The sequence below is a fragment of the Streptomyces sp. WAC07094 genome, assembly GCF_036320405.1.
GTDB classification, from domain to species: Bacteria; Actinomycetota; Actinomycetes; order Streptomycetales; family Streptomycetaceae; genus Streptomyces; species Streptomyces lannensis.
Window position 1 is genome coordinate 7,187,060 of sequence record NZ_JAVMJZ010000001.1, and the last position, 13,816, is coordinate 7,200,875.

At 71.5% G+C, this 13,816-nt stretch carries 12 protein-coding genes; 5 read left to right on the forward strand and 7 right to left on the reverse strand.

Features of this window, described 5'->3' with window-relative positions; genetic code table 11:
- Window positions 1-170: 170 nt before the first annotated feature.
- A complete protein-coding gene (locus RCR19_RS32070) occupies window positions 171-869 on the forward strand; it encodes a TetR/AcrR family transcriptional regulator (protein ID WP_331268275.1) in 699 nt (232 codons plus the stop codon).
- A 63-nt stretch (window positions 870-932) separates the two neighbouring features.
- On the opposite strand, the gene RCR19_RS32075 is transcribed toward RCR19_RS32070, so the two are convergent.
- Window positions 933-1,544: a helix-turn-helix domain-containing protein gene (locus RCR19_RS32075; RefSeq protein WP_331268276.1), complete on the reverse strand. Its 612-nt coding sequence runs from the start codon at window positions 1,542-1,544 to the stop codon at window positions 933-935.
- A 154-nt stretch (window positions 1,545-1,698) separates the two neighbouring features.
- Here RCR19_RS32075 and RCR19_RS32080 point away from each other — a divergent pair, with 154 nt between their 5' ends.
- Entirely contained in the window at window positions 1,699-2,268 is a 570-nt protein-coding gene (locus RCR19_RS32080; protein WP_331268277.1) for an ester cyclase, read from the forward strand.
- 60 nt (window positions 2,269-2,328) lie between these two features.
- On the opposite strand, the gene RCR19_RS32085 is transcribed toward RCR19_RS32080, so the two are convergent.
- The 6 genes from RCR19_RS32085 to RCR19_RS32110 all read right to left on the reverse strand — a co-directional run bounded on the left by RCR19_RS32085 (window position 2,329) and on the right by RCR19_RS32110 (window position 8,089).
- Complete coding sequence (locus RCR19_RS32085) at window positions 2,329-3,021, reverse strand: GntR family transcriptional regulator (RefSeq protein ID WP_331268278.1); 693 nt, start codon at window positions 3,019-3,021, stop codon at window positions 2,329-2,331.
- 119 nt (window positions 3,022-3,140) lie between these two features.
- The gene (locus tag RCR19_RS32090; protein ID WP_331268279.1) at window positions 3,141-4,142 is read right to left on the reverse strand and encodes a proline racemase family protein; all 1,002 of its coding nucleotides are present in this window, start codon (window positions 4,140-4,142) and stop codon (window positions 3,141-3,143) included.
- A 145-nt stretch (window positions 4,143-4,287) separates the two neighbouring features.
- Window positions 4,288-5,184, reverse strand: coding sequence for a dihydrodipicolinate synthase family protein (locus RCR19_RS32095; protein WP_331268280.1), 897 nt, complete (start codon window positions 5,182-5,184; stop codon window positions 4,288-4,290).
- A 64-nt stretch (window positions 5,185-5,248) separates the two neighbouring features.
- Window positions 5,249-6,652 (reverse strand): NAD(P)/FAD-dependent oxidoreductase, encoded by a 1,404-nt coding sequence (locus RCR19_RS32100; RefSeq protein ID WP_331268281.1) that lies wholly within the window; start codon window positions 6,650-6,652, stop codon window positions 5,249-5,251.
- Window positions 6,642-6,941 (reverse strand): (2Fe-2S)-binding protein, encoded by a 300-nt coding sequence (locus RCR19_RS32105; protein WP_331268282.1) that lies wholly within the window; start codon window positions 6,939-6,941, stop codon window positions 6,642-6,644. Before RCR19_RS32105 ends, RCR19_RS32100 begins: the two co-directional genes overlap by 11 nt.
- The gene (locus RCR19_RS32110) at window positions 6,938-8,089 is read right to left on the reverse strand and encodes an FAD-binding oxidoreductase (RefSeq protein ID WP_331268283.1); all 1,152 of its coding nucleotides are present in this window, start codon (window positions 8,087-8,089) and stop codon (window positions 6,938-6,940) included. Before RCR19_RS32110 ends, RCR19_RS32105 begins: the two co-directional genes overlap by 4 nt.
- A 173-nt stretch (window positions 8,090-8,262) precedes the next feature.
- On the opposite strand from RCR19_RS32110, the gene RCR19_RS32115 reads away from it, so the two are divergent.
- The 3 genes from RCR19_RS32115 (at window position 8,263) to RCR19_RS32125 (ending at window position 13,792) form a co-directional block, all read left to right on the forward strand.
- Entirely contained in the window at window positions 8,263-9,441 is a 1,179-nt protein-coding gene (locus RCR19_RS32115; protein WP_331268284.1) for an ROK family transcriptional regulator, read from the forward strand.
- A 99-nt stretch (window positions 9,442-9,540) separates the two neighbouring features.
- Window positions 9,541-11,400: a carbohydrate-binding protein gene (locus RCR19_RS32120; protein WP_331268285.1), complete on the forward strand. Its 1,860-nt coding sequence runs from the start codon at window positions 9,541-9,543 to the stop codon at window positions 11,398-11,400.
- A gap of 22 nt (window positions 11,401-11,422) precedes the next feature.
- Complete coding sequence (locus RCR19_RS32125; RefSeq protein WP_331268286.1) at window positions 11,423-13,792, forward strand: glycoside hydrolase N-terminal domain-containing protein; 2,370 nt, start codon at window positions 11,423-11,425, stop codon at window positions 13,790-13,792.
- The last annotated feature ends 24 nt before the right edge of the window (window positions 13,793-13,816 follow it).

Here is a 13,816-nt window from a genome sequence, read left to right on the forward strand (position 1 = left end):
CTCCCCGAGACCTCCGGTCTTCAACGGTTGGACACCGTACTGCATGGAGCGCGTAAAGCGGAGGCGATCATGCCGGATCGGTGTCCCCTACGGTTACGCAGGGCTCTTTTCGTATCATCGATACGATAACGGTGCAGTCGCTGATTACATGAGCTGTTATCGTCGACCACATGGACACGAAACAGGCGATAATCGAGGCCGCGGCCGAGCTGCTGGCGCGGTCACCGAGCGGTGACGTGTCCACCCGTGGGGTGTGCGAGGCGGCCGGGGTGCAGCAGCCGGTGCTCTACCGTCTGTTCGGCGACAAGGAAGGTCTCCTCGCGGCCACGGTCGACCACGTCTGGGACCAGTACCTGGGTACCAAGCGCGTGGCCGAGAAGTCCGCCGACCCGCTGGAGGACCTGCGTGCCGGGTGGGACAGCCACACCGCGTTCGCGCTGGCCCACCCCAACGCCTACAAACTGATGTTCGCCCCGACCCTCCGCTCCGCACCCGAGGCGGCCCGGGAGGCGATGCGCATCCTGCGGGAGGTCCTCGAACGGCTTGCCGCGCAGGGCCGTCTCCGGGTCCCGGCCGATGACGCGGCCCGCATGGTCATGTCGGCCAACACCGGGGTCGCCCTGTCCCTGATCACCCGGCCCGCTTTGTACCCGGACGCCGGCCTGTCGACCCTCGTCCGTGACGCGATCCACCACGCCATTCTGGTCGAAGGGGGCGTGGACACCTCGGCCAGGGACGCCCGGGTGGCCGCCGCCTCCACCCTGCTCGCCTCGCTGGACGGGCTCACCCCCGCCCCCTTCACCCCCGCCGAGTCGGGCCTCCTCGAGGAGTGGCTCGAACGAATCCCCGCCGACGGTCCGTCCGACTGAGGGCCGCGGTCGGGTGCGGAAGCCGGCCTCACGGCATCGGCTCAGGTCGAAGACGGCGCCGTTTCAGCGCAGTGCGGCGACCGCGGTGCGCAGGAGGAGGGTCTCCGCGCGGCCCCACGAGGAGCCGTTCTCCACCACGTGCGTCCGCCAGCCCGACGGGCCGAACCAGAACCACAGCAGGTCCGCGGTCTCCCCTACGGAGTACGGGGGTGCCGGGGTGAGCGTGTGCAGATGACGGGCGGCGGCGCGGAGCGCGTCCCGGTAGGCCGTGGTGTAGCGCTCCCACAGTGCCTCGCCGTGCTCGTGCACGGGCAGCGCCTTGCGGATGGCCTCGTGCACCAGGAACTGGCTCTCGTTGCCGAACCGCGTACCGCGGGCCAGCGCCTCGAGGACCGACTCCGGTGTCCGCAGGTCGAGCAGCGCGGCCAGGGCTTGCTCGTAGTCGGACTCCCGCACTCCCTGCTCCACGATCCGGTCCAGGATGTCGCCCTTGCTCCCGACACTCGCGAAGACCGTCTTGGCGGCGACCCCGGCCGCGGAGGCGATGTCCGCGACGGTCACCCGGGCATAGCCGCGGTCGGCGAAGAGTTCCGTCGCCCGCTGCAGGATCAGCGAACGCGTGCGTGCGGCGGCCTGCTCGCGCAACGGCGAGACATACGGGCGAGGAGTGGGCATGGGCGCCATCCTAGTGAACGTCATCACATGGTTGCCCTATTCATTAGGCGGGCTATAACCTCAATTTGCGCAGGCCGCAGGGCCCGGCGTGTTCAGGGCTGCCGTGGCCGTCGCATCGTCGTGCGGTAACGGAGTCGCACGACTGCTGAGAGGCATGAACGTCATGGGTATGGACGCCACGGAACTGGCCGAGGGGCTCTTCCGGGTCCTCGCCACGGGGGATCCGGCTTTGGCCGTCGACGTGGTGCACGAGGACTTCCGCAACCGGGAGGCGGCCGTGGCACCCGCGGCCTGCGCCCTGCCGGGACCGGCGGGGACCCTCGCATCGGGGGCGTGGATGCGCTTCGCCTTCAGCGGCCTGCGCTTCCCCGTCCTCGCCGTCGCCCGCAACGACGAACAGATCTGGGTACGGTTGCGTATGCAGGGCCGCCACACCGGCGCGTTCGTCCGCTACCGGGACGGCGCGCTCGACCAGGCCATCCCGCCGACCGGCCGTGAGATCGACTTCGAGCAGATCCATGTGCTCGAGCTCCGCGACGGCAAGGTGATCGGACACGAAGCGGTCCGGGACGACATCACGATGCTCGGCCAGCTCGGGGTCTTTCCCCCGGCCCCGCCCACCGCTCTGCGTATGGTCGCCTGGCGGGTCACCGGACGGGCCTCCCGCGCCGCGGCCCAGGTCACGGCCGAGGCGGCCCGGGCGGCCGCCTCGCTGGGCGCCTGACGCGCGGTTGTCCCCGACGGCGGGCGGCGCGCGACACGGACCGCGCCCCCCACCTGAGGCTCAGTCCTTGGCCGCCCACATGCCTCGCACATGGCCGAGGTGGCGGGTCATCACCTTCCGTACGGCCTCCTCGTCCCGCTCCAGCAGAGCGTCCAGAAGCTCCAGGTGCTCCTGGGCGGAGGCGAGGAGCCGGCCGGCCGCGACCAGGGCGGTCAGCCCGTACAGACGGGACCGCTTGCGCAGGTCGCCGACGACCTCGACCAGATGCGCGTTCCCGGCGAGAGCGAGCAGTCCGAGGTGGAAGCGGGTGTCGGCCTCGACGTAGGCGATCAGATCGCCGGCCGCCGCCGCGGCGACGATCTCCCGTGCTGCCGGTCGAAGGGCCTCGAGCGAGACCCGGTCCGCGGTCCCGGCCAGACGAACGGTGGTGGGGATCTCGATGAGTGAGCGCAGATGTCCGTATTCGTCGAGCTGCTTCTCCGACACGTCCGTGACCCGGAAGCCCTTGTTCGGGACGGTGGCGACGAGACCCTCCTTGGCCAGGTCGAGCATGGCCTCCCGCACCGGCGTGGCCGAGACGCCGAATCGCGCGGCGAGCGCCGGTGCGGAGTACACCTCACCGGGACGCAGCTCGCCCGCGATCAACGCCGCCCGCAGGGCGTCGGCGACCTTCTCGCGGTAGCTGCTCTTCTTGCCGCCCAGCGTGGGCAGCGAGGGAGCGGCGGGGGGCGAGCTGGGGCGCGGGGCGGGCATGGGGTCTCCTCGAACGGGCATGTGCGGTGTGGCGGGCCTGACATCACACGGTCCCCACCATGTGAGGGTGCAATGTCACGCACCACCAGTATCCCGTGTACGGGCGCGGTGGTGTGCCGCTACAGGACGAAGCCCGCGGGGAAGGGGTCCTCCGGGTCCAGAAGGTACTGAGCGGTTCCGGTCACCCACGCCCGCCCGGTGAAACTGGGCAGTACCGCGGGGACGCCGGCGACCTGCGTCGTGTCGAGCAGCCGGCCGGTGAAGCGCGTACCGATGAAGGACTCGTTCACGAATTCGGTGTGCAGGGGGAGTTCGCCACGGGCGTGCAGCTGGGCCATGCGGGCGCTGGTGCCGGTGCCGCACGGGGAGCGGTCGAACCAGCCGGGATGGATGGCCATCGCGTGCCGGGACAGCCGCGCGGTGGACCCGGGCGCGTACAGATGGACGTGGTGACAGCCGCGGATGGTCGGGTCCTCGGGGTGGACCGGCTCCTCCTCGGCGTTGATGGCGTCCATCAGCGACAGCCCCGCGGCGAGGATGTCGTCCTTGCGGGCGCGGTCGAAGGGCAGCCCGAACTCCTCCAGCGGCAGGATCGCGTAGAAGTTGCCGCCGTACGCGAGGTCGTACGTCACCGTCCGCCCGTCCGGCAGGGTGGCCTTGCGGTCGAGGCCGACCGAGAAGGACGGCACGTTCTTGAGGGTGACCGCCTTCGCGGCCCCGCCCTCGACGGCGACCTCGGCGACGACGAGTCCCGCCGGGGTGTCCAGGCGAATGGTGGTGACCGGTTCGACGACCTCCACCATGCCCGTCTCCACGAGTACGGTCGCCACCCCGATCGTGCCGTGCCCGCACATCGGCAGATAGCCCGAGACCTCGATGTAGACGACCCCCCAGTCGCAGTCGGGACGGGTGGGCGGCTGAAGGATCGCGCCGCTCATCGCCGCGTGCCCGCGGGGCTCGTTCATGAGCAACTGCTTGACGTCGTCGCGGTGTTCACGGAACCACAGGCGACGTTCGTTCATGGTGCTGCCGGGGATCGTGCCGATCCCGCCGGTGATCACGCGGGTCGGCATGCCCTCGGTGTGGGAGTCGACGGCGTGCAGGACGAGTTTGCTGCGCATGGCCCTCCAATCATGACGCCCGGTCCGCCTCCGCGGCGCCCGGCCCGAGTCGGGAGACCCACCGTGGTCGGCGTCGCGCGGGCACGGGACCCCGTGCCCGCGCGACGCGTGCGCGAACCGGCGGGTTCACGCACGGTGGTCCGTTTCACGCGAGGCCGGCGGCCACGGCCTTCTCCGTCGCGGCGCGGACCGCGGCCTCCTGCGCCGGCAGCAGCGGGACGCGCGGCGGCCGCACGGGACCGCCGTGCCGGCCGACGATGTCCATCGACAGCTTGATCGCCTGCACGAACTCCACCTGCGAGTCCCAGCGCAGCAGCTGATGCAGCTGACGGTACAGCGGCAACGCGGTGTCGAGGTCGCCGGCGACCGCGGCACGGTACAACTGCACAGACGCCCGGGGCAGGGCGTTGGGGTAACCGGCCACCCAGCCCTTGGCGCCCGCGACCGCGAGTTCCAGCAGGACGTCGTCGGCACCGATCAGCAGGTCCAGTTCCGGGGCGAGCTCGGCGAGCCGGTAGGCGCGCCGCGGGTCTCCGGAGAACTCCTTGACCGCCTGGACGAAGCCCTCGCGGTGCAGCTTGGCGAGCAGTTCGGGGACGAGGTCGACCTTGGTGTCGATCGGGTTGTTGTACGCCACGACCGGCAGGCCCGCCTTCGCGACCTCCTCGAAGTGGGCCAGAACGGACCGCTCGTCGGCGCGGTAGGCGTTCGGCGGCAGCAGCATCACCGAGGCGCAGCCGGCATCACGTGCCTGTTCGGCCCAGCGGCGGGCCTCGGCGGCCCCGTACGCGGAGACCCCGGGCATCACCCGCTCGCCGCCGAGCGCGGACACGGCGGTCTCCACGACCTCGGCGCGCTCCTCGGGAGTGAGCACCTGGTACTCGCCGAGCGAGCCGTTCGGCACGACGCCGTCGCAGCCGTTCTCCACCAGCCAGGTGCAGTGGTCGGCGAACCGGGCGTGGTCGACGGCCAGCTCGGCGGTGAGCGGGAGTGCGGTGGCGACGAGAACGCCGCGCCAGGGGCGGTGCTGCGGGACGGTCATGGGCGATCCCCCATCTCGATGATGTGTGACATGGTACTGACGTAGGCATGGGCCGGCCGGTGGCTCAGCATGGGTCCGGCCCTTCTTCGAGCGGCTCGCGGGCCAGCACGTCCAGCGGTACCGGACGTGCGAACGGACTGCGCGCCGCCGTCGGCGCGCACCCGGCGACCCCGGCGACCCCGGGAGCGCAGATCCGGCCCTGGCACCAGCCCATTCCCGCGCGGGTGAGCAGCTTGACGGTGCGCAGGTCCCCGGCGCCCAACCGGCCGACGGCCTCCCGTACCGACCCGGCGCGCACTTCCTCGCAGCGGCACACCACGGTGTCGTCGTCGACCTGGTCGGCCCAGTGGGCGGGTGGTGCGTAGACGCCGTCGAGCGCGGTGGAGAACCTCCGCAGGGCGGCGCGGCTGCGGGCGGCACGTTCCCACTGCCGGGGATCGGGCGCGGTGCCGGAGAGCCGGGCGGCGATCGAACGACCGGCGATGTGGCCCTCGGCGAGGGCGAGTGCCGCACCGCCGATTCCGGTGGCCTCGCCCGCAGCCCACACCCCGGGAACGTCGGTGCGCTGTTCGGCGTCGACGGCCACGCCCGCCACCCCGTCGATCCGGCAGCCGAGCGTGTCCGCGAGTTCGGTGTGCGGCAGCATGCCGTGCCCGACGGCCAGGGTGTCGCAGGGGATGCGGCGGGCGGTACCGGGCCGCGGACGTCCATCGGAGTCCACGGCGGCCACGGTCACCGCCTCGAGCCGGTCGTCCCCGTGGGCCTCGAGCACCGTGTGCCGGGGGAGGATCCGTACCCCGTGCCGCAGCAGCCCGGCGGTGTACAGCGCCCCCTCGACGGCCTTCCCGGGCTGGGCGGCGAGGGCTCCCGCATGCCGGGCGAAGTCCTCGGGGCCGGCGGACTCCACGAGCGCGGCGACGGCGACCCCCGCCGCCGCGAGCCCGGTCGCCACCGGCAGCAGCAGAGGTCCGGTCCCGGCCACGACCGCCCGGCCGCCCGGCACCACGAGCGTGCCCTTGAGCATGGCCTGCGCCCCGCCGGCGGTGAGGACACCGGGCAGGGTCCAGCCGGGGAAGGGAAGCACACGCTCGTAGCCGCCGGTGGCCAGGAGCACCGCGTCGGCGCGGACGGCGACCGGCTTCTCCTGCTCGGGCCCGGACAGCGCATGCACGGTCAGGCCGGCGCTCGTCCGTTCCACGTTCCAGACATGGTGGTCCGTCAGGTGCGTGACGCGGCCGGCGGCGATGTGCCGGTCGAGTCCTTCACGCAGCCTGGTCCAGGTGCGCCACTGATGGTGCAGGGCCTGTGCGCGCCGGGCGCCGAGTCCGGTCGCGGGCTGCCGGTAGAACTGCCCGCCCGCCGAGGGCGCGGCGTCGACGAGTGTGACGTGGACGCCCCGGGCGGCCGCCGCGATCGACGCGGCGAGCCCGGCCGGACCGGCCCCGATCACCGCCAGGTCAGTCGGCATGCCCCGTTCCCTCCTGTGTGCGGATCACGTCGCCGGGCCGTACCGCTACGAGGCAGGCGCGCTGGTTCGGCCGGTCGTTGACGGTCACGAGGCAGTCGAAGCAGACGCCGATGCCGCAGAAGATCCCGCGCGGCCTGCCGTCCCGCCGGGTGGTGCGCCAGGAGGTGATGCCCGCGGCCCACAGCACCGCGGCGACCGTCCAGCCGGGCAGTGCCTGAAGCTCGCGGTCGTCGAAGGTGACCGTGAAGGCGGGCTCGGGCCTGGCGCCGGCCAGCTCCAGGGGATTCACACGGCCTCCTGTTCGAATCGTTCCGGCCGGAAGGGGGTGAGGTCGAGCTCCGGGCCGCCCCCGCCGAGTATCTGCGCGATCAGGTGGCCCGTTCCGGTGGAGAGCCCGATCCCGGCCCCTTCGTGGCCGCAGGCGTGGTACAGCCCCGGTGCCCGCGGGTCGGGGCCGATGGCGGGCAGGTGGTCCGGCATGTAGGGCCGGAATCCCAGGTAGGTGCGCATCGCCCGCACCTGTTCGAGGAACGGGAACAGCCGGGTCGCGCCCGCTGCCAGCGCCCGTGCCACCGGCAGCGAGAACGAGCGGTCGAATCCGACCCGTTCACGGCTGGCGCCGATGAGGACCGGGCCGGCGGCCGTGCCCTCGACGACCGGGGAGGTCTGGAGGGCCGCCGAGTCGCTGGCCACGTCGGCGACATAGTCGGCGGCGTAGACCTTGTGCCGCACCCGCGGCGGCAGCGGCTCGGTGACGAGGACGAATCCACGGCGGGGGAGCACGGGCAGCGTGACCCCGGCGAGCGCGGCGACTTCGCCGCTCCAGGTCCCGGCCGCGTTCACGACGGCGGGCGCGTGTACGTCGCCGCGGTCGGTGCGCACACCGCGCACGGCCCCCTGACGTGTGCGCAGTACGCCGGTCACCGTCCGCCCGGTCAGCAGCCGGGCGCGCGAGGCCCGCACCAGATGGGCGGCGGCGAGGGCCGGCATCACCTGGCGGTCCTGCGGGTACAGCACACCGCCCGTGAGTCCGGGAGCCAGGTGCGGTTCGAGGTCGTGCAGTCGGTCCGCGGGGACGTCCACCGCCTCGACTCCGGCGGCCCGCTGTCCGGCCGCGAGTCCTTCCAGGGCCGCGAGTCCTTCGGGTGCCGATGCGACGACGACTCCGCCCTTGGGTTCGTACTCGACGGCCGGGCCCAGCTCGTCGGCCAGTTCGTCCCACAACCTCAAGGAGAGCAGGGCCAGTTCGAGTTCCGGACCGGGCTCCTTGTCGGAGACGAGCAGATTCCCCTCACCCGCGCCCGTCGTGCCTCCGGCCACGGGGCCGCGGTCGACGAGCGCCACGTCCAGACCGGCGCGGGCGGCGTAGAGGGCGCATGCCGCGCCCACCATCCCGGCTCCCACGACCACGACGTCGCAGGTCAGTTGCTCGCTCACATCAGTACTATGTCACATGGTTCAAGGGGGGAAGCAAGACCTTCCTTGCATCGTTCGCCAACTCGCCGGGCCGGGCCGGCATTTGTAGGGTGTCGGCCGCCGACGGCAAAACCTCGGAAGCCTCCTGCTTCTTTTATTGACAGCGGAAAAGAACCCACTTAGGTTCCGGGGCCATGCCCTCGAGTCCTCCCACGGAGGCGTTCCCGGCGCACACACCGGCCGCCTCCCAGGTCTTCGTCACCGTGCTCTGCCACGGCCCCCTCACCCGCTCGGACATCGGCGGGCGGGCGGGCCTGTCGGCTGCCGCGGTGACCAAGGCGGTGCGGCCCCTGATCGAGGCCGGCTACCTGGTCGAGGACGTGGGGGAGGAGACCCGCCCGTCCCTGGGCCGGCCCGCCAACCCCGTGCGGGTGGACGGCGGACGTGCACTGTTCATCGGGGTCAAGATCACCGGCGACGAGATCATCGCCGTGCTGACCGACCTGTGCTGCCGGATCCGCGTGGCCCGGCACCTTCCGCTGACCGCCCGCGATCCCGGGGCGGTGCTGACCCTGGCGTCCGAGCTGGTGCGCGAACTGCTCGCGGAGGCCGACGGGTTCGGCGCCCCGGTGCACGGTCTGGGCGTCGCCGTCTCCGGCGACGTGGACCGCGCGGCCGGTGTCGTGCGCTACTCGCCCTTCCTGGAGTGGCACGACGTCCCGCTCGCCGAACTCCTCGGGATGACGACGGGCCTGAGGGTCACCGTCGACAACGACGTGCGCGCGCTGACCGTCGCCGAGCAGTGGTTCGGCGCGGGCGTGGGGCTTTCGGACTTCGCGCTGGTGACCGTCGGCGCCGGTATCGGCTGCGGTCTCGTGGTGCACGGCCGGGTCGTGTCCGGTGCCCACGGCGTGGCCGGCGAGATCGGCCATGTCGTCATCGATCCCGCGGGCCCGCCCTGCCACTGCGGCAACCGCGGCTGCGTCGAGGCCATCGCCGCGGACCCCGCGATCGTCGCCGCGGTGCGCGAGAGAACGGGCGTGGCCGTGACCGACGCCGCCGGAGCCCTGGAGCTGGCCCACCGGGGGGACCAGGGTGCCCGCGACGTCTACACCCGGGCCGGGGACGCCATCGGGCGTGCCATCGGCACCGTGGCCAATCTGTTCGGACCCGAACGCGTGATCATCTCCGGCGAGGGCCTCGCGGCCTACGACCTGTTCGCCGAGCAGATCCGCGACGCCTTCGCCGCGGCGGCCTTCGGCACGGCCGCGCAGTGCGACCTCAAGACCCGCCCGCTGCCCTTCGACGAGTGGGCGCGCGGTGCCGCGGCCACCGCCATCCAGTCCTTCATCCGATCCGAAGCCCGCCACTGACACCCACGGGTGCCCCCAGAACCCGATCGCGGCCCCACCCCGAGGGCCGTGATCCCCACCCATGCAGAGCCGCCCCCGAATCCACAGGAGGTAGGACCCATGCGGTCATCCTCGTCCTTTGTCCTGCCCGTCCGCACCCTCAGAGCCGCGGCCGTGCTGGCCGTCGCCCTGGGGTTCGCGACGGTCGCCCCGATCGCCCACGCGGGCCCGACGACCGGCACCCCGGCCGGGCAAGTCCACCGGGCCGTTGCCGCGGCGGACGCCGCCGGCGGCCAGGAGCAGGCCGCCAAGCCGTACATGGGCTGGTCGAGCTGGAGCATGCAGTCGTCGAAGTACCCGGGCCTCAACCCGGACGGCGACTACAGCTATCTCACCGAGGCCAACGTCCTGAAGCAGACCGACGCCCTCGCCGCCAAGCTCAAGCAGTTCGGCTACGAGTACGTCAACATCGACGCCGGATGGTGGCGCGACAACGCGTGGAAGCCCGAATTCGACGCGTACGCCCGGCAGACGCCCGACCCGGTCCGCTTCCCGAACGGGATGAAGTCGGTCGCCGACCACATCCACGCACGGGGCCTGAAGGCCGGCATCTATCTGCCGGTCGGCCTCGAGAAGGAGGCCTACGGCGACGGCAAGACCCCGATCAAGGACGCTCCAGGGTGCACCACGGCCGACATCGTCTACGGCGACCTGCGCACCACCAACGGCTGGGACAGCGCGTACAAGCTGGACTTCTCCCGCCCCTGCGCGGAGAAGTACATCGACTCGCAGGCCCGGATGCTCGCCGACTGGGGCTATGACTTCCTCAAGCTCGACGGTGTCGGGCCCGGCTCCGGCAAGAGCGGCGACCAGTACGACAACGTGGCCGACGTGGCCGCCTGGCAGAAGGCCATCGCGGCGACCGGACGCCCGATCCACTTCGAGCTGTCCTGGTCCCTGGACCGGGGACACGCGGCGGACTGGAAGAAGTACTCCAACGGCTGGCGCATCGACACCGACGTCGAGTGCTACTGCAACACCCTGGTCAGCTGGGAGAACTCGGTCGACGACCGCTTCGACGACGCTCCCGCCTGGAGCCGCCAGGCAGGTCCCGGCGGCTGGAACGACCTCGACTCCCTCGATGTCGGCAACGGCGCCATGGACGGTCTCACCAAGGCCGAGCGGCAGACCTACGCGACGCTCTGGGCGATCTCCAAGTCCCCGCTCTACACCGGAGACGACCTCACCCGGCTCGACTCCTACGGCCTCTCCCTGCTGACCAACCGCGAGGTCATCGCGGTCGACCAGAACGCCACGCCGGCCGCTCGTCCCGTCACCCCGGCCGACGCCCAGCAGGTGTGGGCGGCCGAGAACGCCGACGGCAGCTACACCGTCGCCCTGTTCAACCTGGCCGACGCGCCCGCCGCCGTCACCGCCGACTGGGCGGCCCTCGGATTCACCGGCCAGGCCTCGGTCCGCGACCTGTGGAACCATGAGAACCTCGGGACATACAAGAACAAGGTGACCGAGGCGCTTCCCGCCCACGGTTCCCGGTTGTTCACGGTCACCCCGCGTGGCGGTGCGCTCACCGCGACCGCCTACGAGGCCGAGGCGCCGGGGAACACGCTCGGCGGCAACGCGTCCACAGCCGACTGCTCCGCCTGCTCGGGCGCCCACAAGGTCGGCAACCTCTACCTCGGCGGCACGTTGCGCTTCAACGACATCGTGGTCCCCAAGGCGGGCACGTACACGGTGAAGATCGCCTACGTCAGCGGTGACGCCCGCTCGGCCGCGGTCTCCGTCAACGGCAGCGGTGCGACCAGCCACAAGTTCCCCTCCACCGGTGACTGGGGAACCGTCGAGACGGTCAGCGTGCCCCTCACCCTCAAGGCGGGTGCCAACACGATCACCTTCGACAGCGGCGAGTCCGGCTACGCCCCGGACATCGACCGGATCGACGTACCGAAGACGTCTTCCTGACCGAGCCCCCACGGAGCCCGACATGTCATTTGATCCGTTCGACCGGCCGTCCAGACGCAGCCTGCTCGCTCTCGCCGCCGCCACCGGGGCGCTCGCGTCCCTTCCCGCCTTCACCGCCACCGCGGCGCCCCGCCGCCCCGACTCCGCGCCCACGATCGACGGAGGTTCCCGCCAGGAGCTCTGGTGGCAGGCCCCCGCCGACGACCACTCGATGATCGAGCAGGGTCTGCCGGTCGGCAACGGCAGGATCGGAGCTCTCGCGAGCAACGACCCCGGCCGTGAACTCCTGCTGATCACCGACGCCACCATGTGGACCGGCGGCCTCAACGACTCCCTCGACGGAGACGGTCAGTTCCCCTACGACCGTGAGCACTTCGGTTCGCTGACCCTTCTCGCCCGGCTCGCGGTCGACATCCCCGACCACGACCTGTCCGCCGTCTCCCGCTACCGGCGCGCACTGGACCTCACCCGGGGCGTGGTGACCACGTCGTACGTCCGCTCGGGGGTGACGTACGAGCGACAGGTCTTCGCCAGCCGTCCGGACGACGCCATCGTGGTGCACTTCACCCAGAGCGGAGGCGGACGCTACACCGGCACCCTCACCCTGGAGGGCACCCACGGGGAAACCACCGCAGGCGCCTCCTCGTTCGGGGGAACCTTCCCCGGCGGGCTGCGCTACGGAGCGGCGGTCGCGGCGTACGGCAGCGGCGGCCGGGTGAGCGTCAGCGGCTCGCGCATATCGTTCACCGACTGCAAGGACCTCACCGTGGTGGTGAGCGGCGGCACCAACTACGCCCCAGACGCCTCCCACCACTACCGCGACCCCTCCCTCGACCCCGAGCAACTGGCCCGCACCAAGGTGCGTGCCGCGGCCTCCCACTCGGCGGACACGCTGCTGCGCAGCCATGTCGCCGACTACCACTCGCTGTTCGGGAAGCTGGACGTATCGCTGGGCACCTCGTCCGGGACACAGCGTTCGCTGGACACCTGGGAGCGGGTCAGGGCCCGCGCCCTGGACAGCGCCCCGGACCCCGAACTCGAGGCCGCCTACCTTCAGTTCGGTCGCTACCTGATGATCTCCGGGTCACGCGGGAGCCTTCCGATGGGGCTCCAGGGGCTGTGGCTGGACGGCAACGACCCCGACTGGATGGGCGACTACCACACCGACATCAACATCCAGATGAACTACTGGATGGCGGATCGGGCCGGACTGTCGCAGTGCTTCGACGCGCTCACCGACTACTGCGTCGCCCAGCTGCCCTCGTGGACCGAGCTGACCCGCACCCTGTTCAACGACTCCCGCAACCGCTACCGCAACTCCTCCGGGAAGATCGCCGGCTGGACCGTCGCCATCTCGACCAACCCCCACGGGGGAGGCGGCTGGTGGTGGCATCCGGCGGGCAACGCCTGGCTCTGCAACACCCTGTGGGAGCACTACGAGTACACGCTCTCCCGCTCCCACCTCGAGAAGATCTATCCGCTCCTCAAGGGCGCCTGTGCGTTCTGGGAGGCCCGGCTCCTGCCGTACACGCTTGCGGACAGCGGGCGCGAGGTGCTCATCACCGACAGCGACTGGTCGCCCGAACAGGGCCCGCTCGACGCGAAGGGCATCACCTACGCGCAGGAGCTGGTGTGGGCGCTGTTCGCCAACTTCCGTACGGCGTCGGCGGAGTTGGGCAAGGACACCGGGTACGCGAAGACGATCGCCGGGCTCCAGGAGCGGCTGTATCTTCCCCAGGTGAGCCCGAAGACGGGCTGGCTGGAGGAGTGGATGTCACCCGACAACCTCGGTGAGACCACACATCGGCATCTGTCGCCGCTGATCGGGCTCTTCCCCGGGGACCGGATCCGGCCCGACGGCTCGACTCCGTCCGACATCGTCGACGGCGCCACCGCGCTGCTCACCGCCCGCGGCATGAACAGCTTCGGCTGGGCGAACGCCTGGCGCAGCCTGTGCTGGTCACGCCTGAAGAACGCGGAGAAGGCGTACCAACTGGTCGCGACGAACCTCCACCCGTCCACGGACGGCAGCAACGGCACGGCCTTCAACCTCTTCGACATCTACGAGGTGGAACAGGGCCGCGGCATCTTCCAGATCGACGCCAACTTCGGCACTCCGGCGGCGATGATCGAGATGCTGCTCTACTCGCGTCCGGGGCATCTGGAACTGCTCCCCGCGCTCCCCGACGCCTGGGCCGAGTCCGGCTCGATCACCGGAGTCGGCGTGCGCGGCGGGTTCGTCGTCGACCTGAGCTGGCGGGACGGAAAGCCCACCGAGGCCCGTGTCCGCAGTGTCGGCGGACGGACCACGACGGTGGAGTTCGCGGGTTCGTCCCGCACGGTGAGCCTGAAGCCCGGAGGGTCGGTCACGCTGAAGGACTTCGCCCGGTGAGGCCCCGGTACGCACACGCGCGCC

Coding starts and splice junctions, on each gene's coding strand:
- RCR19_RS32095 (WP_331268280.1), bottom strand. CDS start 5,184: ATGACCGTCCCGCAGCACCGCCCCTGGCGCGGCGTTCTCGTCGCCACC.
- RCR19_RS32075 (WP_331268276.1), bottom strand. CDS start 1,544: ATGCCCACTCCTCGCCCGTATGTCTCGCCGTTGCGCGAGCAGGCCGCC.
- RCR19_RS32090 (WP_331268279.1), bottom strand. CDS start 4,142: ATGCGCAGCAAACTCGTCCTGCACGCCGTCGACTCCCACACCGAGGGC.
- RCR19_RS32100 (WP_331268281.1), bottom strand. CDS start 6,652: ATGCCGACTGACCTGGCGGTGATCGGGGCCGGTCCGGCCGGGCTCGCC.
- RCR19_RS32070 (WP_331268275.1), top strand. CDS start 171: ATGGACACGAAACAGGCGATAATCGAGGCCGCGGCCGAGCTGCTGGCG.
- RCR19_RS32085 (WP_331268278.1), bottom strand. CDS start 3,021: ATGCCCGCCCCGCGCCCCAGCTCGCCCCCCGCCGCTCCCTCGCTGCCC.
- RCR19_RS32080 (WP_331268277.1), top strand. CDS start 1,699: ATGAACGTCATGGGTATGGACGCCACGGAACTGGCCGAGGGGCTCTTC.
- RCR19_RS32125 (WP_331268286.1), top strand. CDS start 11,423: ATGTCATTTGATCCGTTCGACCGGCCGTCCAGACGCAGCCTGCTCGCT.
- RCR19_RS32120 (WP_331268285.1), top strand. CDS start 9,541: ATGCGGTCATCCTCGTCCTTTGTCCTGCCCGTCCGCACCCTCAGAGCC.
- RCR19_RS32115 (WP_331268284.1), top strand. CDS start 8,263: ATGCCCTCGAGTCCTCCCACGGAGGCGTTCCCGGCGCACACACCGGCC.